The 20,674-nt window shown below is 68.0% G+C and carries 21 protein-coding genes; 6 read left to right on the top strand and 15 right to left on the bottom strand.

The features are described from left to right. Positions 1-67 precede the first annotated feature (67 nt). From ASF72_RS06415 to ASF72_RS06405, 3 genes are read right to left on the bottom strand one after another with little or no spacing between them, the layout of a single operon-like run. Positions 68-3,142: an AAA family ATPase gene (locus ASF72_RS06415; RefSeq protein ID WP_056597291.1), complete on the bottom strand. Its 3,075-nt coding sequence runs from the start codon at positions 3,140-3,142 to the stop codon at positions 68-70. After that, positions 3,139-4,308 (bottom strand): exonuclease SbcCD subunit D, encoded by a 1,170-nt coding sequence (locus tag ASF72_RS06410; protein WP_056597289.1) that lies wholly within the window; start codon positions 4,306-4,308, stop codon positions 3,139-3,141. Before ASF72_RS06410 ends, ASF72_RS06415 begins: the two co-directional genes overlap by 4 nt. A gap of 56 nt (positions 4,309-4,364) precedes the next feature. After that, entirely contained in the window at positions 4,365-5,387 is a 1,023-nt protein-coding gene (locus tag ASF72_RS06405) for an MIP/aquaporin family protein (RefSeq protein WP_050685520.1), read from the bottom strand. A 155-nt stretch (positions 5,388-5,542) separates the two neighbouring features. Here ASF72_RS06405 and ASF72_RS06400 point away from each other — a divergent pair, with 155 nt between their 5' ends. Beyond that, complete coding sequence (locus ASF72_RS06400) at positions 5,543-6,637, top strand: ADP-ribosylglycohydrolase family protein (RefSeq protein WP_056597288.1); 1,095 nt, start codon at positions 5,543-5,545, stop codon at positions 6,635-6,637. Here the strand turns inward: ASF72_RS06400 and ASF72_RS06395 are convergent. Next, positions 6,618-7,097 carry a DUF4395 domain-containing protein gene (locus tag ASF72_RS06395; protein ID WP_056597286.1) on the bottom strand — a complete coding sequence of 160 codons (480 nt, stop codon included), beginning with the start codon at positions 7,095-7,097 and terminating at the stop codon, positions 6,618-6,620. The genes ASF72_RS06400 and ASF72_RS06395 overlap by 20 nt on opposite strands. 69 nt (positions 7,098-7,166) lie before the next feature. Continuing rightward, complete coding sequence (locus ASF72_RS06390; protein WP_056597488.1) at positions 7,167-8,168, bottom strand: exonuclease domain-containing protein; 1,002 nt, start codon at positions 8,166-8,168, stop codon at positions 7,167-7,169. A 154-nt stretch (positions 8,169-8,322) separates the two neighbouring features. On the opposite strand from ASF72_RS06390, the gene ASF72_RS06385 reads away from it, so the two are divergent. After that, positions 8,323-9,123 carry a DedA family protein gene (locus ASF72_RS06385; protein ID WP_050685534.1) on the top strand — a complete coding sequence of 267 codons (801 nt, stop codon included), beginning with the start codon at positions 8,323-8,325 and terminating at the stop codon, positions 9,121-9,123. 92 nt (positions 9,124-9,215) lie between these two features. Here the strand turns inward: ASF72_RS06385 and rdgB are convergent, their stop codons facing one another. From rdgB to clpS, 8 genes are all read right to left on the bottom strand, one after another. After that, on the bottom strand, positions 9,216-9,863 hold the full coding sequence (rdgB, locus tag ASF72_RS06380) for an RdgB/HAM1 family non-canonical purine NTP pyrophosphatase (RefSeq protein WP_056597284.1): 648 nt from the start codon (positions 9,861-9,863) through the stop codon (positions 9,216-9,218). Further along, positions 9,860-10,618, bottom strand: a complete 759-nt coding sequence (gene rph, locus ASF72_RS06375) for a ribonuclease PH (RefSeq protein ID WP_056597282.1) — start codon at positions 10,616-10,618, stop codon at positions 9,860-9,862. Before rph ends, rdgB begins: the two co-directional genes overlap by 4 nt. 49 nt (positions 10,619-10,667) lie before the next feature. After that, entirely contained in the window at positions 10,668-10,898 is a 231-nt protein-coding gene (locus ASF72_RS06370) for a helix-turn-helix domain-containing protein (protein ID WP_050685525.1), read from the bottom strand. After that, positions 10,898-11,518 (bottom strand): hypothetical protein, encoded by a 621-nt coding sequence (locus ASF72_RS06365; RefSeq protein WP_235504664.1) that lies wholly within the window; start codon positions 11,516-11,518, stop codon positions 10,898-10,900. Before ASF72_RS06365 ends, ASF72_RS06370 begins: the two co-directional genes overlap by 1 nt. A 93-nt stretch (positions 11,519-11,611) precedes the next feature. Next, on the bottom strand, positions 11,612-12,409 hold the full coding sequence (locus tag ASF72_RS06360; RefSeq protein WP_056597278.1) for an MBL fold metallo-hydrolase: 798 nt from the start codon (positions 12,407-12,409) through the stop codon (positions 11,612-11,614). Further along, a complete protein-coding gene (murI, locus tag ASF72_RS06355; protein WP_056597276.1) occupies positions 12,406-13,419 on the bottom strand; it encodes a glutamate racemase in 1,014 nt (337 codons plus the stop codon). Before murI ends, ASF72_RS06360 begins: the two co-directional genes overlap by 4 nt. Positions 13,420-13,533: 114 nt before the next feature. Further along, positions 13,534-14,100: a DUF2017 domain-containing protein gene (locus tag ASF72_RS06350; protein ID WP_056597275.1), complete on the bottom strand. Its 567-nt coding sequence runs from the start codon at positions 14,098-14,100 to the stop codon at positions 13,534-13,536. Continuing rightward, positions 14,093-14,476 (bottom strand): ATP-dependent Clp protease adapter ClpS, encoded by a 384-nt coding sequence (clpS, locus tag ASF72_RS06345; protein WP_050685530.1) that lies wholly within the window; start codon positions 14,474-14,476, stop codon positions 14,093-14,095. Before clpS ends, ASF72_RS06350 begins: the two co-directional genes overlap by 8 nt. 219 nt (positions 14,477-14,695) lie before the next feature. On the opposite strand from clpS, the gene ASF72_RS06340 reads away from it, so the two are divergent. The 4 genes from ASF72_RS06340 (at position 14,696) to ASF72_RS06325 (ending at position 18,473) form a co-directional block, all read left to right on the top strand. Continuing rightward, positions 14,696-16,024, top strand: a complete 1,329-nt coding sequence (locus ASF72_RS06340) for a nicotinate phosphoribosyltransferase (RefSeq protein WP_050687927.1) — start codon at positions 14,696-14,698, stop codon at positions 16,022-16,024. Further along, entirely contained in the window at positions 16,024-16,662 is a 639-nt protein-coding gene (locus ASF72_RS06335) for an isochorismatase family protein (protein WP_056597272.1), read from the top strand. Before ASF72_RS06340 ends, ASF72_RS06335 begins: the two co-directional genes overlap by 1 nt. A gap of 103 nt (positions 16,663-16,765) precedes the next feature. Next, positions 16,766-17,188 carry a LexA family protein gene (locus tag ASF72_RS06330; RefSeq protein WP_056597270.1) on the top strand — a complete coding sequence of 141 codons (423 nt, stop codon included), beginning with the start codon at positions 16,766-16,768 and terminating at the stop codon, positions 17,186-17,188. After that, positions 17,181-18,473 (top strand): Y-family DNA polymerase, encoded by a 1,293-nt coding sequence (locus tag ASF72_RS06325; RefSeq protein WP_056597268.1) that lies wholly within the window; start codon positions 17,181-17,183, stop codon positions 18,471-18,473. Before ASF72_RS06330 ends, ASF72_RS06325 begins: the two co-directional genes overlap by 8 nt. A gap of 30 nt (positions 18,474-18,503) precedes the next feature. Here ASF72_RS06325 and ASF72_RS06320 read toward each other — a convergent pair whose 3' ends face one another. Beyond that, positions 18,504-20,279, bottom strand: coding sequence for a DEAD/DEAH box helicase (locus tag ASF72_RS06320; RefSeq protein WP_050687921.1), 1,776 nt, complete (start codon positions 20,277-20,279; stop codon positions 18,504-18,506). Beyond that, positions 20,279-20,620, bottom strand: coding sequence for a DUF3039 domain-containing protein (locus ASF72_RS06315; protein ID WP_050687920.1), 342 nt, complete (start codon positions 20,618-20,620; stop codon positions 20,279-20,281). The genes ASF72_RS06320 and ASF72_RS06315 overlap by 1 nt, the downstream gene beginning before the upstream one ends. Positions 20,621-20,674 lie beyond the last annotated feature (54 nt).

Raw genomic sequence — 20,674 nt, 5'->3', positions numbered from 1 at the left:
ACTCTCTGCGCACCGTCCCTCCTCCCGATGCGCGAAACCCGGTAACTGTTCCAGTATATCGGCGCCGCTACCCGGGCAGGTCCAGGGCGTCGGTAATGCGCAGCGTGGACCCGGTCCTGGTCTTGATGACCTGGAGCTGGGTCCCAATCCGCTGCTTCATCTCCCCCACATGGCTGACCAGGCCTACCACCCTGCCGCCATCCCGCAGGCCTTCCAGAGCGTCCATGACCTGTTCCAGTGACTGCTCGTCGAGGCTGCCAAAACCTTCGTCCACAAAAAGTGTCTCAATTTCCACGCCGCCGGCTTCCTGCTGGACCACGTCCGCCAGCCCGAGGGCCAGCGACAACGAGGCCATAAAGGATTCACCGCCGGACAGGGTGGAGGTGTCCCGGCGGAATCCCGTCCACTGGTCCACAACCTCCAGGCCCAGGCCGGACTTGGCGCCGCGGGCAGCCTTGGCGTCGGTGTGCTGGAGCAGGTACCGGCCATCACTCATGGCCACCAGCCGTTCCGACGCGGCCAGGGCCACCTGTTCCAGCCGGGCGGCCAGGACATAGCTGTTCAGGCTCATGCGGTAAGTATTCTCGCCCCGGCCGGCTGCGGCGTCCGCCAGGCCGGCCAGCATCTGAGCACGCTCGGCGGGCCCCCGGGCCGCCCCCGTCAGGTCAGCGTATTCGGTGCCCATTGCCTGCAGCGCGGCGAGGCAACGCCCGGCCAGACCGGCGGCGAGGTCCGCCTGCCTCGCTTCCTCGCGGGCAGCGGCAGCGGCCCCGCGAAGGGCCAGGAGTCCATCGGTGCCGGCTCCGGGCCCGGCGGCCTGTTCCTCCCGGGCCTGGACCAGGTCCGGGGAGGCAAACAGTTCAGCCACACGCGCGGCTTCGTCCTGCGCGGCCCGGACCTGTGCCTGGAGCGAGGCTGCCTCCGCGCCGGCCAGCAACCGCTCCCGGGCTTCGTCGGGGCTGCTGAATCCTGCCCCCGGCAATGCCTGCTCCAGCTGTTCCGCCGCCTCAGCGGCCGCTGCCCGTGCCCGCTCCAGCCGTTCCTGTCCGTCCAGGGCCTTGGCGAGGACTGCCGCCGATTTTTCCAGGGCCCGCAGGCGCTGCGGCAGGCTCCGATGCCCGTTGCGGAGCTCAAGCAACGCCTGGTCCAGGGTTTCGGTCTGTTCCGCCAGGCCGGCAAGCTCCGTGGCGGCCTGCGCCAGTTCCGCTTCCGTGGCAGCGCGGGCTTTGGCCGTGGCGGCAATGGCATCATCCGTCTTCGCCAGCTCTTCCCGCTTTGTGGCGAGTTCGGCCGCGGCGTCCCTGGCGGCGCGGGCCGCCTCCCGGGCATCGTGTGCGTCCTGGCGTGCCTGCTCCTCCGGGGTGTCGCCACCCTGGCTGACCAGGACGGCGATCTTCTGGTCTGCGTCCGACAGTTCCCTGCTGACCTGCACAAATGCGGCCTCAGCCGCCTCGTGCTCCTGCTGCGCAGCCTCCTCCGCCTGGGCCAGGCCAGGGCCGCCGTGGCCGGAGGTCGCAGGAAGCGGGTGCTCGCCGCTGCCGCAGACAGGACAGGGGCTGCCGGGAAGCAGATGGGCGGCCAACTCGGCGGCGGCGTTGGCCAGCCTCGCTTCGCGCAGATCGAGCCACTCGCGTTTGGTTTCCAACCGGACTTCCCGGGCCTGTTCGTACCGGAGGTGGACAGCTGTACGGCCGGTGAGGGCCGCGGCATGGCGGCGGACCACGTCCAGCAGTTCCCCGGCAGCAGCAGCCTCCTTGCTCAACAAAGGTTCGGCCCCGGCGCGCAGCTCAAGGTCCGGCAGGCCCGCCATCAGCGCGCTGCGATCGGCACCCAGCCGGACTTCGCGGCTGTCCAGGTCCGCCAGCGCCTTGCCGGCCAGGTTGTGCCGGCCCGCAAGGGTGGTGTGCCGGGTGCGAAGTTCCCGCAGCCGGTCTTCGTCCGGCACGCGGGCTTCCACCACGGCCAGCAGCGAGCGGAGCCGTCCCAGTTCCGCCGTGGCGCCGGACAGCGGCGCCGTCCCGGAGCGCCCGGCCTGCTCCAGATCCTGCTCCTGGTCCAGCTCCAGCCGGGCCAATTCCGGGTCTTCCGCCGCCGCCAACCGGAGCAGGGTCAGTGCTGATTCGGCTGCTGAGGCTGCGCCGGCCACCTTTGCCGCTGCGGAGTCAACACCCTGAAGGTGTGCGGCCAGGACTTCCGCCTGGCGGTGGCGGTCAAGCCGTTCGAGCTGGCTGGCGACCTGCGCGGCAGAGTCGTGCACTGCCTGCGCCCGGACGTCCGAGGCTTCGAGCCTGGCACGCCGGTCCTGGCGGGCTGCTTCCGCTTCCACTTCGGCGGCGCGGGCCGTGCTGGCCGTACCCGCCGCCGAAGCGGCCTTCGTCAGCTCGCCGAGCCGGTCTTCAACAGCGTCGGTGAGCCATTCCAGCCGCTCAGCAGTCTCGGCGGCCGGGGCATCCTCAGTGGCCAACTCCAGGGCCGCGGCCTCCGATTCGGCGCGGCCAAACAAGACGCCCAGCCGGGCTGTCAGCGCGGCCACACTTTCCTTGGCGGCCTGGGCCTGGCGGGACAGTTCCTGTTCCAGGGATTCGAAGCGCTGGGTGCCAAACAGTTTCTGCAGCAGTTCCAGCCGGTCCGACGCCTTGGAACGGAGGAACGCGGCGAAATCGCCCTGCGGCAGCATCACCACCCGGGTGAACTGCTCACGGTCCATCCCCAGCAGGGCCAGAATCTCGGCGCCTGCTTCATCATTGCGGGTGGACTTTTCCTGCCAGGCGCCGCCCACCCGCTCGCGCAGGAGGGTCTTGGCCTGCTGGGTGGTGAAGCCGTTTTTGCCGCGGGCGCTGGGTTTGTCCCAGGCCGGTGACCTGGTCACTTCGAACCGCCGGCCCTGTGCGGAAAACTCGCAGGTGACAGCAGGTTCCTGGCCTGGCTCCGCATGGTCGCTGCGGAGCCGCTTGCCGTCCTGCCGGGCACCCGGAACAGAGCCGTACAGGGCGAAGCAGATGGCATCCAGGACGCTGGTCTTGCCGGCACCCGTGGGGCCGTTGAGCAGGAACAGGCCATGCGCGCTGAGCCGGTCGAAGTCGATGTCCTCCGTACCGGCGAACGGCCCGAACGCTGAAATCCGAAGTGCGTGGATCCTCATCGGGACACCTCCTGCAGGCGCACGTTCTCGATCGCTGCGGCCAGTGCTGCGGTTTCGTCCGGATCAGGTTCGCGGCCACGCACGTGGTCCAGGAATCCGCAGCAGACGGCGAGGTCGTCCGGTGCGCCGGCCAGCCTGCTGCTGTAGGTGGCGGTGCTTGCCGCTGTGGCCCCGTCCGGGTCGAAGCCCAGGACCAGGGTGTCCGGGAACCGTTGCCGCAGCTGTTCCATGGCCCGGGCGGGACGCTGCGGATCCGTGAGGGTGACCTGGCAGTAGGCGGTTTCCGCCCACGCGTGGTCCGGCGAGGCCAGAAGTTCAGCCAAATGGCCGCGGAGAACAGCGAGCTCCCGGGGCGCTTCCCAGTGGATTTCCTGGACAGCGGTGACGCCCCCTGCTTCGATGTCCACCAGCCAGCCGCCCTTACGGTGGCCCGCTTCCGAGAACGAATACGCCAGCGGGGAGCCGGAGTACCTGACCTGGGGCGACAGCTGCTGCCTGCCATGCAGGTGGCCCAGTGCGGTGTAGCTGAAGCCGTCAAACAGATCCAGCGGGACGGCCCCCACGCCGCCTATGCTGAGGTCCCGCTCGCTGTCGGAACTGATGCCGCCGGTGGCGAAGGTGTGCGCCAGGACCACCGAGTGGACGGTACCGGGACGTTCCGCCAGATCGGCGCGGATGAGCCCGGTGGCGGCCTGTGTCACTTCGAAATGGCTGGCCGGAACGCCCAGCTGGTCCGCGACGAGCCGTGGTTCCAGCCAGGGAATGCCGTAAATGGCCAGCTGGGCGGAGGCCCCGTCAGGGTCCTCCCCGAGCGGCAGGAGCAGCGGCTGGGCCAGGTGTTCCACCCGGGTCCGCAGGTGCACTCCCCCGCGTTCCAGGAGCCTGGCGGCAAAGCCCAGCCGGATGGCGGAGTCGTGGTTTCCGCTGGTGAGCACCACCATGGCACCGGCTTCGGTGATCCGCACCAGCGCATCATCCAGGAGCCGGACCACGTCCACGCCCGGCAGCGCGCGGTCGTAGACGTCGCCGGCAATCAGGACCACATCGACGTTGTGACCGCTGACGGCCGCCACCAGCTGGTCAATGAAGTCCCGTTGGGCGTCCAGCATGCCTACGCCGTGAAAGGACCGGCCCAGATGCCAGTCCGAGGTGTGTAATAACCGCATATTTCTACGCTAGCGGCTGGCACCGACAGTTTGCGCACCCGCCGCAGCGGGGCGCATCAGCCGCGCTTTCCGTCAAAGAATTCCCGGGCCTCGTCGGTACTGGCCGAAGGAGTTGCGGCGGCGCCCGCCGGGCCCTGCCGGGAAGGTTCGGATTCCGGCAGGAAACCGTCGACGGCGGACGCGTCGCCGCCGTCGGCAGCGTCCCGGAAGCCGCCGTCGTCCTGGCCGTCAACACCAGACCGGCCCCCTGCCGCGGCGACGTCATCCGCGGTATCAGCTGCGGGGTCGCCGCCGTCGATGGCTGCCACCGGCGTCGAAGCAGCGGCAGAGTCGAAAACGCGGAACAGCAGGCCCGCGATGGTGCCGCCCACCAGTGGCATCAGCAGGAAGACCCAGACCTGCTCAACCGCCCATCCTGGGCTGAAGACCGCCGAAGCAAGGGCGCGGGCGGGGTTGAAGGGAAGGTTGCCCAGAGTCTGGCCCAATTGAAGAAGCGCGGCGAAGGCCAGGCCCACGGCCACCGGGGCGGCCGCCCGGGCGGTGTTGGCACGCGATCCCGCGCCCAGGAACACGGCCACGATGATGATGGAGCCCAGCAGCTCCAAGAGCAGCACGGCACCCAGCGGCGCCTGCACAATCGAGTGCTCGGCAAAGCCGGCGGTCACCGTGGCGAATGCCGTGCGGCTGTCCTGGATGCCGGGAAGCGTACTCAGGACACCGAAGAGGGCAAGCGCGCCAACCAAGGCCCCCGCCAGTTGTGCGGCGACGTACGCTGCCGAGCGGCCGGCGCGGATCCGCCCGGCCAGGAGATGGCCCACCGTGATGGCCGGGTTGAAGTGACCGCCCGAGACGTGTCCGAAGGCGATCATGGCAGCAGTGATGGCCAGGCCCGCGGCCAAAGCCGAAGGCAGCGGACTGGTCTGCGGAATGCTGAACAGCGGAACGCCCAGGGCCACCACGGTGATGAACAGGCTGCCGAAAGCTTCGGCGGCCAGCCGGGGCAGCAGTCCGCCCTGCTGGGATTCGCCGGCAGCATCCGGCTGACGGGTATCGGACCGGGCAGGGGCAGGCGTGCGCATGGGAAACCTTAAGTCAGGGGTGGATGGCAGTGTTGCCGCTGGCAACCCCAACACTCTTCCAGTCCAGGCTGTGGGTTTGCTGGAGGTGCCCTCAAGCGGGCACTGCCGCGGGCCCGTGGCTCGGGCCGGCCACCCTGCCACGGTAAATTTGCACCATGAGCCTCGAATCCGGCCAGCCCGGCCCCGCCCTGAAGTCCCGCATCCACGGCTGCCTCCTGGGCGGTGCCCTGGGAGACGCGCTGGGCTACGCGGTGGAGTTCGATTCCATGGCAACAATCCGGTCCCGCTTCGGCAACAGCGGCCTGCAGGGCTTCGGTGCCCTCGACCGCCCAGCCCATTTCTCCGATGACACCCAAATGACCCTCTACACCGTGGACGGGCTGGTGGAGGCGCTGGAGTGGGCCAACTCGGGTGTCGGCGCAGACGCCAACGCCTGCCTGTGGCTGTCCTACCTGCGCTGGCTGGCCACGCAGGGTGTCGAGGCCGGCCCCCGGGCGCCTGCACCGCAAGCGCGCTGGATTGATTCAAACGCCGTCCTCCACCAGCAACGCCACCCCGGCAAAGCCTGTCTCTCTGGCCTTGCCACCGGAGAAATGGGCACCTCAATCCGGCCCGTCAACCCGGAGTCGAAAGGGTGCGGCACGGTGATGCGATCGGCACCGTTCGGGCTGATCCCGCACATCACGGCCGACGCCGTCTACAAACTCAGCTCCGACGCCGCCTCCCTCACGCATGGCCACCCTTCTGCCCGGCAAAGCGCCGGGGTGTTCAGCCTCCTGATCCACCACCTTGTGGCCGGCGAAACCCTGGCCGGGGCGGCAGCCACCGTGGCAGCCCATGCAGCCACCGTGAAGGACGTCGCCCCGGAACTGCCGGGGCGCCTCGACGCCGCGCTGCGGCTTGCCGGGCAGGGCGTGGTGGCACCGGAGGAACTGGTGGCGGCACTTGGCGAGGGCTGGGTGGCGGAGGAGGCGTTCGCCGTCGCGCTTTACGCTGTCCTGGCCACAATCCCCACGGACGCCGCGGACAACGGCGAGCCCCGCCCGGTCCGGCATTTCCGGGCCGCCGTCGCCTTGGCGGTCAACCACAGCGGGGACAGCGATTCCACCGGATCCATCGCGGGCAACATCCTGGGCGCGCATTACGGCACGGACTGCCTCCCGGCCGACTGGCTGGAGGCGTTGGAAGCGCCTGAGGTGATCCGCGGAATGGGCGAGCTGCTGGTGAAGGTTACGACCGGCGAAGGCTGATGTTGTTGCAGGCCTCGCACACGTCCGCCGGGATCAGGCCGCGGCGCTGCAGGAACCCGAAGATGACACAGCCGGCGCAGAAGCCCAGGACGGCCTCAAGCGAGGCGGCCACCACCAGCAGTCCCAGCACCGTCCAGGCGGCAGGTGCCGCGCCGGCCAGGAACAGCAGCAGCGCAATGGTGGAGATTGCGGCTCCGAGGCCCTGCGCAAAACGCTTCGGCGGCCCCGGCACCAGCTTGGCCTTCCCCAACCACGGCGTGATGACCTTGACGGAGAGCAGGGCCAACGGCGAAACCCTTGGACCGAAAAGCACCCGGAGCCAGAACCCTGCGGCCAGGGCAAGCAGCCCCCAGACGGAGCCTGTCACCGCCGTGGCCAGGGCAAGGACCACCACCAGTCCCGCCGTCACCCGGGCGGCGTATTCGTTGACTGGATTGGGGAACGCAAAAAGGGAGCTCATGGCCCAAGGCTAGGAGCGGAGTCCCCGGCTTGGAAGCTTTGTTGCGCCGCATGACCGGCAGCGGGATGATCAGGCGCCGGCCGCCGCGAAACTTCCCACCATCTGCAGGAATTCGCCCTCGGACAGCACCTCGATGGCCTGGCCCCGGTCGTGGAGCTCCAGGACGCGTTTGGCTTTGCCCGTGAGCCGGCCGGACCGGAGGTCTGCGGCCACAAAACCGTCGCCCACCACCAGAACGGTGGTGCGGCCCGTTACCCGGCTCTCGGGACGGGCACCAAGTTCCGCGGACCGGATTTTCGCTTCGGGCCGGCCGATGGACAGCGAACCGGTGAACACGATGGTTTGGCCATGCAACGGATGCCCCGGTGCGGCGGCCGGGTTGGGCTCCGGGTTGGCGCCCTCCTCCGGCCAGCCCGACTGGAAGGGCCGGAACAGCGCAGCGCCGTTGCCCGAGGAAAGGGCGGCCAGGCTGGGCTTGGAGAGCGGGTCGATGGCGGGGTCAAACGCCTCCTGCCGGGGCATCACCAGCCCCAGCGACAGGTACAGCTCCGCCACGCTGTTGGCGCCGTTGCGCGCAGCGATGTCGATCAGGATCCCGGCGCAGGCGCGGGCATCCTCGGCGGCGTCGTGGTGGTTCACCAGCGGCACACCGGCTTCCTCCGCGGCGAAAGGCAGCGAGTTGGAGACCAGCGAATAGCACCGCCGCGACAGCATCACCGTGCACACATAGTCGTAGGCCGGGCCGGGAAGGCCGGAGACTTCCAGGGCCGAGCGGATCACGCCGAGGTCAAAGGCCGCGTTGTGGGCGGCCAGCACATCGCCGCCGATGAAGGCGCCGATCTCCGGGAACAGGTCGCCGAACCGCGGCTGCAATGCCACGTCGGCTGAGGTGATGCCGTGGATACGGGTGTTGTGGTACTCAAAGTGGTCGTGGCGCGGGGGCGGGCGCATCAGCCAGGACGCTTCCTCCACCACACGGCCGCCGCGGACCTTGGTCAGCCCCACGGCGCAGGGGGAGCCCCTGAACCCGTTCGCCGTCTCGAAGTCAATCGCCGTAAAATCCAAACCCACGCCCACACTTTACCGCCGGGCCGGGCCGTTTCCACGTTACCGGGGCGGCCCTGTCACGGATATCACGCGGACGACGGCGGCCGACGGCTTAGGGGGTGGCCTCACCGGACGGCACATGCAGGTCAAGTACCCTTGGAAGGTGAACATCCCTCTCCTGAATGACCTTGCTGTGTCCACGCTGGGCGGTGCAGGACCGGTCCAGCCGCAGCTGGCCTCGTTCCTCCCCGACTGGCTGAACCCCCAGATCTTCCTGGCCGATCCCGCCCTGGCGCCCTGGGTGGTGCTGCTTGTGTGCGGTATCGTTTTCGCCGAAACGGGCCTGCTGGTGGGCTTCTTCCTCCCGGGCGATTCCATGCTGTTCACCGCCGGCCTGCTTGTGGCCACGGATACCATCAAGTTCAACGTGTGGCTGCTGGCCCTGCTGATCATCATTTCGGCGATCATCGGCAACCAGACGGGCTACCTCATCGGCTCCAAGGCCGGGCCCGCCATCTTCAATAAGCCCAACTCGCGGCTCTTCAAGCGTGAGAACGTCGAGAGCGCCCACGCGTTCTTCGAAAAGCATGGCGGCAAAGCACTGATCCTGGCCCGCTTTGTGCCCATTATCCGGACCTTTGTGCCGGTGATCGTGGGTGTGGCGCAGATGGATAAGCGCAAGTTCTTCCTCTACAACGTCATCGGTGCGGTGCTGTGGGGCGGCGGCGTGACGCTGCTGGGCTACCTCCTGGGCGACCGCGTGCCGTGGGTCCGGGACAACCTGGACATCATCTTTATCCTCATCGTGCTGGTCTCGGTCCTGCCCATCGGCGTCGAGGTGCTCCGTGGCCTTTCCGCCAAGCGGCAGGCCAAGGCCTACGGCACGGACCCCGTGGCCGAGTTCATCGAGGAGCACACCCCTGAGGACGAGCACAAAACGCCCCGGGACACCGGCAGCCACCGGCCCGACCAGCGCTGAGTTCTTTAGCGACAAACGCCGAAGGGCGCGCCCACCGCTGACACGTGGGCGCGCCCTTCGGCGTTAAGGCAGGTCAGGAACGTCCGACGGCGTTACTCGCCGGCTTCCTGCAGGGCGGAGATGATGGCCGGCAGCAATGCCCGGAAGGCTTTGCCGCGGTGGCTGATGGCATTCTTCTCCTCGGCAGAGAGTTCGGCGCAGCTCCGGTCGCCGCCCAGCGGCTGCAGGACGGGGTCGTAGCCGAACCCGCCGGCGCCGCGGGGAGCCCGCAGGAGCGTGCCCTCCAGTTGGCCGTATTCCACGTCTTCGCGGCCCGGCTCCTCCGGGGTGCCGGGGACGGCCAGTGCCGCGGCACAGACAAACGCAGCGCCGCGGTGGGCGTCCGGAACGTCGGCGACCTGGTTGAGCAGGAGCTCCAGGTTGGCCTGGTCGTCTCCGTGCCGGCCGGCCCAGCGCGCGGAGAAGATCCCCGGGGCGCCGCCCATCACGTCCACCGCCAGGCCTGAATCGTCCGCTATGGCCACCAGGCCGGTGGCAGCGGCCACAGCGCGTGCCTTAAGGAGCGAATTCTCGGCGAAGGTGACACCGGTTTCCACCACGTCCGGGGCACCTGCTGCCGCCGCATCCACCACCTGGGTGTCGACGTCGAGCCCGGGCACCTGGCCACGCAGCAACTCCCGGAGTTCACGCAGCTTGCCCGCGTTGTGGGTGGCGAGCACCAACCGGGGAGCGGCCGTCACAGCGTGTCTGCCAGCGTTTCGCGCTGGATGGCGGCGAGCTGCGTGGTGCCCAGGAGGGCCAGGTCCAGCAGTTGGTCCAGCTCGGCGCGGTCGAACGGGGCGCCTTCCGCGGTGCCCTGGACCTCTACGAACTTGCCGGAACCGGTAACCACCACGTTCATGTCGGTTTCGGCGCGGACATCCTCGACGTAGGGCAGGTCCAGCATGGGAACGCCGTCGATGATGCCCACGGAGACGGCGGCGATGGTGTCCACCAGGGGCTGGGCGTTGCGGGCAATCAGCTTGTTGTCGCGGGCGAAGCGGATGGCGTCGGAGAGCGCCACGTAGGCGCCGGTGATTGCGGCGGTGCGGGTGCCGCCGTCGGCCTGCAGGACGTCGCAGTCCAGCACGATGGTGTTTTCGCCCAATGCCTTGGTGTCGATGATGGAGCGCAGCGAGCGGCCGATCAGGCGGGAGATCTCGTGGGTCCGGCCGCCGATCTTGCCCTTGACGGATTCCCGGTCGGAGCGGGTGTTGGTGGCGCGGGGCAGCATGGCGTACTCGGCGGTGACCCAGCCGCGGCCTTCACCCTTGAGCCAGCGCGGAACGCCTGCGGTCAGCGAAGCGGTGCACAGGACCCTGGTGTTGCCGAACTCGATCAGTGCCGAGCCTTCGGCCTGGTTGGACCAGCCCCGGGTGATGCTGATGGGGCGGAGCTGGTCGGGGGTGCGGCCATCGGCGCGCACTACGGGCACTGCGGTTGCTTCAGAAGTCATGCCTTCAGCTTATCCATTGAAGCCCGGAGGCCGTGCCACCGGAGCCCGGTCAGCCCTGGCCGGGCTCGTGGGTCAGCAGGTCCCCCACAGTGCAATTGAGGACCCCGCACAGCGCAGTGAGGGTGGAGAACCGGATGGCTTTGGCCCTGTCGTTCTTCAGGACGGACAGGTTCACCAGGCTGACGCCCACCAGCCGGCTCAGCTCCGTCAGGCTCATGCCGCGTTCTGCCAGCAGCTCATCGAGCCTGCAGTGGATGGCCGAGTAGTCCTCAGCCGGCATCAGATGAGCCCCTCGGTGTCTTTCTGCAGGCGGCGCCCAAACTGGAAGGCGCCGGCAACCAGGACCAGCACGGTTCCCGCTATCAGTGGCGCGGCATTGAAGTCGCCGGCAAACAGCACATCGCCGGGCCGGCCCGGCGCCCCAATCAACCGGGCTGCGCCGGTGCGGGCGAGGCCGTCCAGGACCTGCGCCACGGAGCCGGCTCCGGCAAGGACCAGGCCGCAGCCGATGATGATCCAGGACGACGACGGGGTGAACAGGCTCCGGCGCTGCAGCCGGAAGGCGAGCAGGAAGAGCAGCGCCGCAACGGCGAGGAAACTGAGCTGGTTCAAGACTCCTGCCCAGGCCAACTGGGCCGCCTCCGCGGAGGGCAGCACGGGAATGGTGGCTTCGATGGCGCTGAACCGGGCGGTAGCGTCCAGCATTAGTCCCCCGGGCTGCTGGGAAGCGTCGTTCAGGGGCAGGGTGAGGGTCACCGGCCCGGTCAAGGTGGCAACGACGCCGGACACGGTCCAGACTGTGCTGGCCACGGCGGCCAGCGCCGCACCCGCCATGATGGCGAAGGCGTCCACGCGTGATACAAACTGCTTTTGTCCAGCCGACCTGCGCTGCGTTGCCATATTCATGAATCCCCCGGATTATCGATGATCGTTAATAACGAATATCGATAACATACAAGATCCGGCTCCGCTGCGCCAGCACCCTTCCGGGCTTTAGACGGTGTAATGCACCCCGGCCACGGCCACCGCCACGTCGCCGCCGAACACGGGCCTGGCCTCGGCCATCACGGTGGTGGGTGAGGTCCAGACCGGAATGTGCGTGAGCAGGAGCCGGCGCGCGCCGGCTGCGGCTCCGGCCTCCCCCGCCCGCTTGCCGGTCAAATGGACGTCCTTGATGCCGTCGTCGCGCCCTTCCTCGAAGGCCGCTTCGCAAAGGAAAAGGTCGGCATTCCTGGCAGCCTCTTCAAGGCCCGGGCAGGAATCGGTGTCCCCTGAGTAGGTGAGGACACGGGTGACCGGGTTGCCGTCCTTATCCGGCTCCACCACTTCCACGCGCAGGGCGTAGGCCTCCTCCACGGGATGGTTCACGGCGTATGGGGTCACGGTGAAAGGGCCAACAGTCACCGGCTTCCGCTCGGCCCAGTTGGTGAAGTCGAATTCCTCGTGCATCCCGGGGTCCAGGTCCAGCCCGTAGGCGGTGGCCATCCGGTCGGCGGTGGCTGCGGGACCCCAGACCGGGATCCTGCCGCCGTCCCAGCCGCCGGGCTTCCAGCGCACCGCAACGTGAAGCCCGCACAGGTCCATGCAGTGGTCCGGGTGGAGGTGCGTGAGGAAGATCGCGTCAATGTCCTCCAGGTCGGTGTACCGCTGGATGGCGCCCAGGGCGCCGCTGCCCAGGTCCATCACCACCTTCCAGGTCCGGTCACCGTCCGTGGCGGTCAGCAGGTAACAGGACGCCGGCGAGCCGGGGCCGGGAAACGAGCCGGTGCACCCGACAATGGTGAGCTTCACAGGCCAGGCCTCCCGTCACGGGCGGTCCCCGCCAGGCGGCCCCCCACGAAGTTGGAAATCCGCGGACGGTTCCGGGCGCTCTGGGCCGCAGCGATCATCTCAGGGGTGATCCGGGCCAGGCTGCCCGTGGGGTACTGGGCCGCCACGTGGTCCACGTGCCGGACGGACAGCACCTCAGGCCCCAGGAAACGCCGGGCCAGCGACTCGAACTGACCGGCGTCGCCCGTGGCAACAAAGTGGTGTTCGGGCGGTGTGGCGTCGGTGCGCTGCAGGTTGCGGGTGGCCAGGGCCCGGTACACGTCCTTGGCGGTTTCCTCGGCACTGGACACCAGGGTCACGTCGGCCCCCATCACAAAGGAAATGACGCCGGTCAGCAGCGGGTAATGGGTGCAGCCCAGGACCACGGTGTCCACATTGGCTGCCTTCAGCGGAGCCAGGTATTCCTCCGCGATGGCCAGCAGGGCCGGTCCCGTGGTGATGCCTGCTTCCACGTAGCTGACGAACTCGGGGCAGGCCACGGAGGTGATCTCCAGGTCCGGGGCGGCCGCAAAGGTGTCCTCATAAGCGCGGGAGCCCACTGTGGCGGAAGTGCCGATCACCCCCACCCGGCCGGTGCGCGTGGCGGCAACCGCCCGGCGGACGGCGGGCTGGATGACTTCGATCACCGGGATGCCGTACTTGGCGGTGTAGCGTTCCCTCGCGTCCCGGAGGACGGCGGCCGACGCCGAGTTGCAGGCAATGGTCAGCAGCTTCACACCGGAATCCACCAGTTCGTCCATCACCCCCAGCGCGTTGGCGCGGACTTCGGCGATGGGCAGCGGGCCGTACGGTCCGTGCGCGGTGTCCCCCACGTAAAGGATCGCTTCGTTGGGCAGCTGGTCGATGATGGAGCGGGCAACGGTCAGCCCGCCCACGCCGGAATCAAACACACCGATGGGGCGGGATTCCAACGCGGCGGCTGGCAGGTCGCTGGCTGCGGGCACCGGGTCAGCATCCGCTGGCGGCTCCATGCTCGGGGCTGTTGTCATGATTATTCGAGGATAGGTCTTCCCGGCAGCCTCAGCCATCATGTTGTGCCCTGGAACTCATGTCTGGTAGGTCACAGGACGGCTGGGCCGCCGCGCTCACCTGCGGGTCTCCATGGACGCCAGCATGGCCTGGACCAGGGATTCCTGCAGCCAGGTGGCGAAGTTGTACACCAGCGCCAAGTAGCTCTCCACGTCCTCGGCCTGGGACCAGTCCTGCATCAGGTGCACATGCCCGGCGTCCTCCTCGTCGCGGATGTCCAGCCGCTCGGCCAGGACCAGGCGGACGTCGTTCAGGGCCATGGACCAGTGCCGGGGGCCGTCGCCGGTGAGGACCAGTTCATCCTTGTCCAGGTCCAGGGCGGCAGCGCGGAGGGCGCCGATCTTGGTTTCCCGAAGGGAACGCTCGGTGAGCTGGCGGAACTCCAGGGACGCGTCGTCGTCATTTTTCATCACGTCCGGCAGCAACCGCAGGACCGCCCGGTCGGAGGGCGCGGCAACGTCCATGTCGAGGCCGATCAGGGCCGCCAGCGGATCCTGCCCTGCCCGCTCCTCGGGTTCAAGCATGGAGATGACGTCATCGATCAGGCTGCGCAGGAGCTCGCGTTCGGCAGGTTCGAGGTAACCGGTGATGCCCTTGAGTCCGTATTTGAATGCCTTAGCCACGTTTCCCCTTACCCTGGCCCGAGCCGCCGGACTTTCCGGACTTTCCGCCCGGACCGCCGCTGGCCTTCTCCACCGTGGCCCACAGCCCGAAGCCGTGCATGGCCACTGCGTGCCGTTCCACTTGTTCCTTGCTGCCCGACGCGACGATGGAGCGGCCCTTTTTGTGGACCTCCATCATGAGCTTGTTGGCTTTGGTCCCCGAGTACCCGAAGTAGCTCTGGAAAACGTAGCTGACATAGCTCATGAGGTTCACGGGATCGTTCCAGATCACCAGGTTCCAGGGGATATCCGGGGCCGTCAGGGAGCCTGTGGCCTCCTCTGTTCCGGTCCGGGTGCCCTCCTGGATGTCAGGGCGGGGCGCAACACTTACAGTCATCCGTCCATTCTATGGGGAGGATGGTCCTCCGCCGGATAGGCCCACAACGGCAAGGGTCCCGCAGCGAGACGTGGGAGCCGGTGGGTGGGGCCACGCCGGCGAGGGACCCGCGGCGAAGCGCAGCCAGACGTGGGAGCCGGTGGGTGGGGCCACGCCGGCGAGGGACCCGCGGCGAAGCGCAGCGAGACGTGGGAGCCGGTGGGGACTAGAGTGATTTTCGTGAGCACCTCTGCCGGCTGGGACCATCCCCGCACGTCCTTTTACACAGACCACTACGAGCTGACCATGTTGCAGGCTGCCCTGCATTCCGGCGCAGCCCACCGCAAATCGGTGTTTGAAGCCTTCGCGCGGCGTCTGCCGGATGGCCGCCGGTATGGCGTGGTTGCGGGCACGGGACGGCTGCTGGAAGGCATCGCCAACTTCCGGTTCGGCGCGGCCGAACTGGAGTTCCTGGCTGCCACCAAGGTGGTGAACCAGCAGACGCTGGACTACCTGGCCGACTACCGGTTCACCGGCGACATCTGGGGCTACGCCGAGGGCGAGGCCTACTTCCCCAACTCCCCCATCCTCATTGTTGAGGCCACGTTCGCCGAGGCCTGCATGCTGGAAACCTACGTCCTGTCGGTCCTGAACCACGACAGTGCCATCGCCTCGGCGGCCTCCCGTATGGTGGGCGCGGCCGGCGGACGGCCATGCATCGAAATGGGGTCACGGCGCACCCACGAGGAAGCCGCGTCCGCTGCTGCCCGGGCCGCTGTCATTGCCGGCTTCGACAGCACCTCCAACCTGGAAGCCGGCGTGCGCTACGGCATCAAGACCGTGGGCACCGCAGCGCATTCCTTTACGCTCCTGCACGACAATGAGCGCGACGCCTTCGAGGCCCAGATCGCGTCCCTTGGCGCCGGCACGTCGCTGCTGGTGGACACGTACGACGTCGAAACCGCCGTCCGCACGGCCGTGGACCTGGCAGGGCCCAAACTGGGCGCGGTACGGCTGGACTCGGGTGACCTTGTGGCCCAGGCGCAATGGGTCCGCCGCCTGCTGGACGATTTGGGGAACGTGAACACCAAAATTGTGGTCACCTCCGACCTCGATGAGTTTGCCATCGCTGCCCTGCAATCCGCTCCGGTGGATTCCTACGGCGTGGGCACGTCTTTGGTGACGGGCTCCGGCGCGCCGACGGCGAGCATGGTCTACAAGCTCGTCAGCCGCACTGACGACGCCGGGAACTTCGTCTCCGTCGCCAAGGCAGCCAAAAATAAGGCCAGCGTAGGCGGCCGCAAATATGCCCTGCGCAAGCTGAACGAACGCGGCACTGCCACCGCCGAGATGGTCGGGGTGGGGCACCGGCCCGAGGACGACGGCAACGACCGCCAGCTCCTGCAGCAGTTCATGAAAAACGGCGAACTGCTGCCCGGCTGGACCGGTTATGAGGGAGTGCAGCGCGCGCGGCAACGGCACGCGGATTCCATGGCCGAACTGCCCTCGGTGGTCCACCGGCTCCAGCGCGGCGACGCCGCCATCCCCACCGTTTACGAGGAGAGCTGATGTCCCGCGCCCTGATCATTGTTGATGTCCAAAACGATTTCTGCGAAGGCGGTGCACTGCCCGTCACTGGCGGGGCGGACCTGGCCGTTGCCATCAGCGAATACGTCGACGCCCACCAGGGCCAATTCGACCATGTGGTGGCCACCCAGGACTGGCATATCGATCCGGGCAACCACTTCTCCGCTGCCCCCGACTTCAAGGACAGCTGGCCGCCGCACTGCGTGGCGGGAACCCGCGGGGCGGAGCTGCACGAGGACCTGGACACCGAGTACATCGAGGCCTTCTTCCGCAAGGGCCAGTTCACGGCCGCCTACTCCGGCTTCGAAGGCCTACTTGCCCCCGAGGACGTTGTCCCCACCGGCGAGCGCCAGCCCGGGTCAATGCCCGGGGCCAACGATTCGCCGCAGTCAGCACCGGACGGGGACGCCATCGGCCTGGATGAATGGCTCCAAAGCAACGACGTGGAGGACGTGGTGGTGGTGGGGCTGGCGACCGACTACTGCGTGCGCGCCACCGCCCTCGATGCGGTCCAGGCAGGCTACGGCGTCACCGTGATCCGTTCCCTGACAGCCGGGATCGCCGAAGACCTCGACGAGGCCGTGGCGGAGATGGAACTGGGCGGCGTCGAGATCGCCTAGTCCCACGGCCTGTACCTGCGGGTCACCTCCGGACCGCCCCCGCGTCGGCCTGGCTCGAACACATGTTCGATTAGACTGGGGGGAATCGGAATGGAGGGACACCATGGCCTACCCAACGGAGCCGGCGGACAGCGCCGGACAAGGAGCAGCCGGGACCGGAGAGTCATTCCTGCCGGTGGGCTTTGCCTCTCCGGCTCAGGACTATTTTTCCGGCCGCATCGACCTCAATAAGCACCTGATCAACGACATCACCAGCACGTTCATCCTCAGGGTGGCGGGCGACGGGATGCGGGCCTCCGGCATTTTCGACGGGGACGAACTGATCGTGGACCGCTCCCTCACGGCCCGCAGCGGCTCCGTGGTGGTTGCCGTTGTGGATGGCGAGCTGATCATCCGCAGGCTCCACCTTGCCGGGGACGAGCTCACGCTCACCGCTGACGATCCCGGCCTGGCCCCCATCACGGTGACGGCCGGCGTCGACCTGGCCGTGTGGGGCGTCGCCACCCGGTGCCTGCACCGTGTCTGAAGCCGGCCCCGACCGCGCAGCAAAGTGCTTCGCCCTGGTGGACGTGAACAACTTCTACGTTTCCGCGGAGCGCGCCTTCGACCCATCGCTGGAAAACCGGCCCGTGGTGATCCTGTCCAACAATGACGGCTGTGTGATCACCCGAAGCGCCGAGGCCAAGGACCTGGGCATCGCCATGGGCGCACCCTGGTTCCAGATCTCGGCGCAGGCCAAGGCCTGGGGCCTGGTGGGCCTGTCCAGCAACTACGAACTGTACGGGGACCTCAGCGCACGGGTGATGGAGTACCTGGCCAGGCACTCGCTGGCCACCGAGATCTACAGCATCGACGAGGCCTTCCTGACCTTGCCCGGAAGCACCGCCGACCAGCACGCCGCCGGCCGGAACATCCGCCGCGGCGTGCGCCGCCACGTGGGACTGCCCGTCTGCGTGGGGCTGGCCCCCACCAAAACCCTCGCCAAACTTGCCAACCAATGGGCCAAGAACAACCCGCACTTCCAGGGCGTCTGCCACTGGGACAGCATCAGCCCCGCGGACCAGGAGCGGCTGCTGCGCAAGCTTCCGGCGCAGAAGATCTGGGGTGTGGGCGGGCGCAACAGCACCCGGCTCGCCGCGGTCGGGATTGTCACGGCCTGGGACCTGCGCAATGCCGATCCCCTGGTGATCCGCAAGCGTTTCTCGGTGGTCCTGATGCGGACGGTCCTGGAACTGCAGGGAACCCCCTGCATCACCCTGGACGAAACCCGGGGCCACAGCCAGATCCTGTTTTCCCGGTCGTTTGTGACTCCCGCCAGCAGTGTCAGGGAGGTGGGGCAGGCCCTGAGTGTCTACGCCCAGGGCGCAGCAGCCCGCCTTGCCCGGAAAAAGCTGGTCACCGGGAACCTCAACGCTTTCGCCCGGACCTCGTCCTTTAACGGCGGACCCGTCGTGGCCCACTCCGTGGACGTGGCGTTCCCCTCCCCCACCGCCGATCCCCTGGAGATCATCAGGGCGGCGCAGCGCCTGCTGCCGGACATCCGCGAAGGCACCCCCTATATGCGGGTGGGCGTCACCGTCAGGGACCTGAGTCCGGCAGGCAGCCAGGACACCCTGATGGACTTCCTGGACACGCCGGACCGGACCCTGGGCCCCATCCTGGATGGTGTTGCGGAACGGTTCGGCCGGGCCAGCATCGGGCTGGGCCACGGCGGCCTCAGGTCCGGATCGAAGTGGGCCACCAAGCGGGACAGGCTGACGCCGCGGTACACCACGCACTGGGATGACCTGCCGGTGGTCAAAGCCAAATAACGCCTCGACCCCTGGCGGTCCGCCACGCGCCTACGTGCGGCCGATAAACCAGTCCTGGAGCTTCCGCAGCCGCGACTGGAGCTGCTCCTCGTTGGCCTGGGCCACGGGAGGGCCACCGCACACCGTCCGCAGCTTGGTGTGCACCACACCGTGCGGGGTGCCGGTCCGGGCCGACCAGGCCGAGACGTTTTTGGCCAGCTCATTCCGCAGGTCCATCAGCATCCGGTGGTCCGGCATGGCCGGGGCGGCCGCCTGCACGGGCGCAGACCTGCTCTTCCGGTTCAGCTGCTCGTGCTGGCGCTGGCGCAGGAGGGTCCCCACCTGTTCCGCGTCCAGCAGGCCTGGAATGCCCAGGAAGTCCAGTTCATCGTCCGAACCCACTTCGCCGCCGGTACCGAACTCGCCGCCGTCGAACAGGACCCGGTCAAAGGACGCCTGCGAATCCAGTGCCTCGAACTTGCCTTTGGTGAGGCTGTCGGATGCCTTGTCCTCGCGGTTGGCGTCCGCCATGAGTGAGTCTTCGGGGTTGAACAGGCCGTCGGCGTCCTCTTTTTCGGGACGGTCCAGGGCATGGTCTCGTTCGGCTTCCATGGAGTTGGCCAGCGCCATCAATTGCGGCACCGACGGCAGGAACACCGACGCCGTTTCGCCGCGTTTGCGGGCACGCACAAAACGTCCCACGGCCTGGGCGAAGAACAGCGGGGTGGAGGTGGACGTGGCGTAGACGCCCACGGACAGCCGCGGGACGTCAACACCTTCGGACACCATGCGGACCGCCACCATCCAGCGTTTCTCGCTGGCGGTGAACTCGTCGATCTTGTCCGAAGCCTTGGCGTCATCCGAGAGGATAACGGTGGGCGATTCGCCGGTGATCCGCTTCAGTTGGCCGGCGTACGCGCGGGCATCCTCGTGGTCGGTGGCGATAACCAGGCCGCCGGCGTCGGGCACGGTGCGGCGCACCTCGCTGAGCCGCTTGTCCGCGCCGGCCAGGACGGCCGGGATCCACTCCCCCGTGGGGTTAAGCGCCGTACGCCAGGCCTGGGAGGTGATGTCCTTCGTGACGGCGGCCTCGCCGAGGGAGGCGGCCATTTCCTCGCCGGCGCTGGTGCGCCAGCGCATCTGGCCCGAATAGGCCATAAACATCACGGGGCGGACCACATGGTCGCGCAGGGCACTGCCGTAACCGTATGTGTAATCCGCCTTCGACCGGCGGATGCCGTCGCGGTCCTGGGCGTATTCCACAAACGGGATGGGTGAGGTGTCCGACCGGAACGGCGTACCTGTCAGGGACAGCCGCCGGATGGCAGGATCAAACGCCTCGCGCAGGCCGTCGCCCCAGGACAGGGCTTCGCCGCCGTGGTGGATCTCATCGAGGATCACCAGGGTGCGGGCGGCCTCCGTCTTGGCCCGGTGCAGCAGCGGTTTGCTGGCCACCTGGGCGTACGTGACGGCCACCCCAACGAAGCCGCGGCCGTGCTGGCCGTCGGAGTTCTTGAAGTTGGGGTCGATCGCAATGCCCACCTTGGCGGCGGCGTCGGCCCACTGCCGCTTGAGGTGGTCGGTGGGCGCCACAATGGTGACGCGGTTGACGGTGCCGGCCTCGATGAGCGTTGAGGCAACCCGCAGCGCGAAGGTGGTCTTACCGGCGCCGGGCGTTGCGACGGCCAGGAAGTCGCGGGGGGCCGCCTGCATGTATAGGTCCAGGGCCTCCTGCTGCCAGGCACGGAGTTTCGGGGCGGTTCCCCAGGCTGCGCGTTCCGGGTATGCCGGAGGCAGGGTGGGGCCACCAAAGAGGGTTTCCGTCACTATTTGTTGTTGCCCTTGTCCCCGCCGGAGCCCTTGCCACCGTCGTTGCTGGGCCGCAGACCGTCATAAACCTCTTTGCACATGGGGCAGACCGGAAACTTTTTGGGATCCCGGCCCGGCGTCCAGACCTTGCCGCACAGGGCAATAACGGGTTCGCCACTGAGGGCGGACTCCATGATTTTTTCCTTCCGCACATAGTGCGAAAAGCGCTCCCGGTCCCCGGGCTCCACTTCCTGGCGGAGTTCCTCGCGCTCAATGGTGGCCGTGGACGTTCCAGCCCCGGACAGCTCGCGCCGCGGATCGTTTTCGAGAGGGTCCGTCATGCTAGTCATGCCTTCCATCTTAGCCTTTCCGAAGGCCTGGCATTCGACGCCGGGACCTCCCGGGTGCCCGTT

Source organism: Arthrobacter sp. Leaf141, from assembly GCF_001424565.1.
GTDB lineage: Bacteria > Actinomycetota > Actinomycetes > Actinomycetales > Micrococcaceae > Arthrobacter.
Note: the sequence above shows the minus strand (reverse complement) of the source record. Positions and strands in the feature narration are given on the sequence as shown.

Coding starts and splice junctions, on each gene's coding strand:
- ASF72_RS06415 (WP_056597291.1), bottom strand. CDS start 3,142: ATGAGGATCCACGCACTTCGGATTTCAGCGTTCGGGCCGTTCGCCGGT.
- ASF72_RS06410 (WP_056597289.1), bottom strand. CDS start 4,308: ATGCGGTTATTACACACCTCGGACTGGCATCTGGGCCGGTCCTTTCAC.
- ASF72_RS06405 (WP_050685520.1), bottom strand. CDS start 5,387: ATGCGCACGCCTGCCCCTGCCCGGTCCGATACCCGTCAGCCGGATGCT.
- ASF72_RS06400 (WP_056597288.1), top strand. CDS start 5,543: ATGAGCCTCGAATCCGGCCAGCCCGGCCCCGCCCTGAAGTCCCGCATC.
- ASF72_RS06395 (WP_056597286.1), bottom strand. CDS start 7,097: ATGAGCTCCCTTTTTGCGTTCCCCAATCCAGTCAACGAATACGCCGCC.
- rph (WP_056597282.1), bottom strand. CDS start 10,618: ATGACTTCTGAAGCAACCGCAGTGCCCGTAGTGCGCGCCGATGGCCGC.
- ASF72_RS06370 (WP_050685525.1), bottom strand. CDS start 10,898: ATGCCGGCTGAGGACTACTCGGCCATCCACTGCAGGCTCGATGAGCTG.
- ASF72_RS06365 (WP_235504664.1), bottom strand. CDS start 11,518: ATGGCAACGCAGCGCAGGTCGGCTGGACAAAAGCAGTTTGTATCACGC.
- murI (WP_056597276.1), bottom strand. CDS start 13,419: ATGGAGCCGCCAGCGGATGCTGACCCGGTGCCCGCAGCCAGCGACCTG.
- clpS (WP_050685530.1), bottom strand. CDS start 14,476: ATGACTGTAAGTGTTGCGCCCCGCCCTGACATCCAGGAGGGCACCCGG.
- ASF72_RS06335 (WP_056597272.1), top strand. CDS start 16,024: ATGTCCCGCGCCCTGATCATTGTTGATGTCCAAAACGATTTCTGCGAA.
- ASF72_RS06330 (WP_056597270.1), top strand. CDS start 16,766: ATGGCCTACCCAACGGAGCCGGCGGACAGCGCCGGACAAGGAGCAGCC.
- ASF72_RS06315 (WP_050687920.1), bottom strand. CDS start 20,620: ATGGAAGGCATGACTAGCATGACGGACCCTCTCGAAAACGATCCGCGG.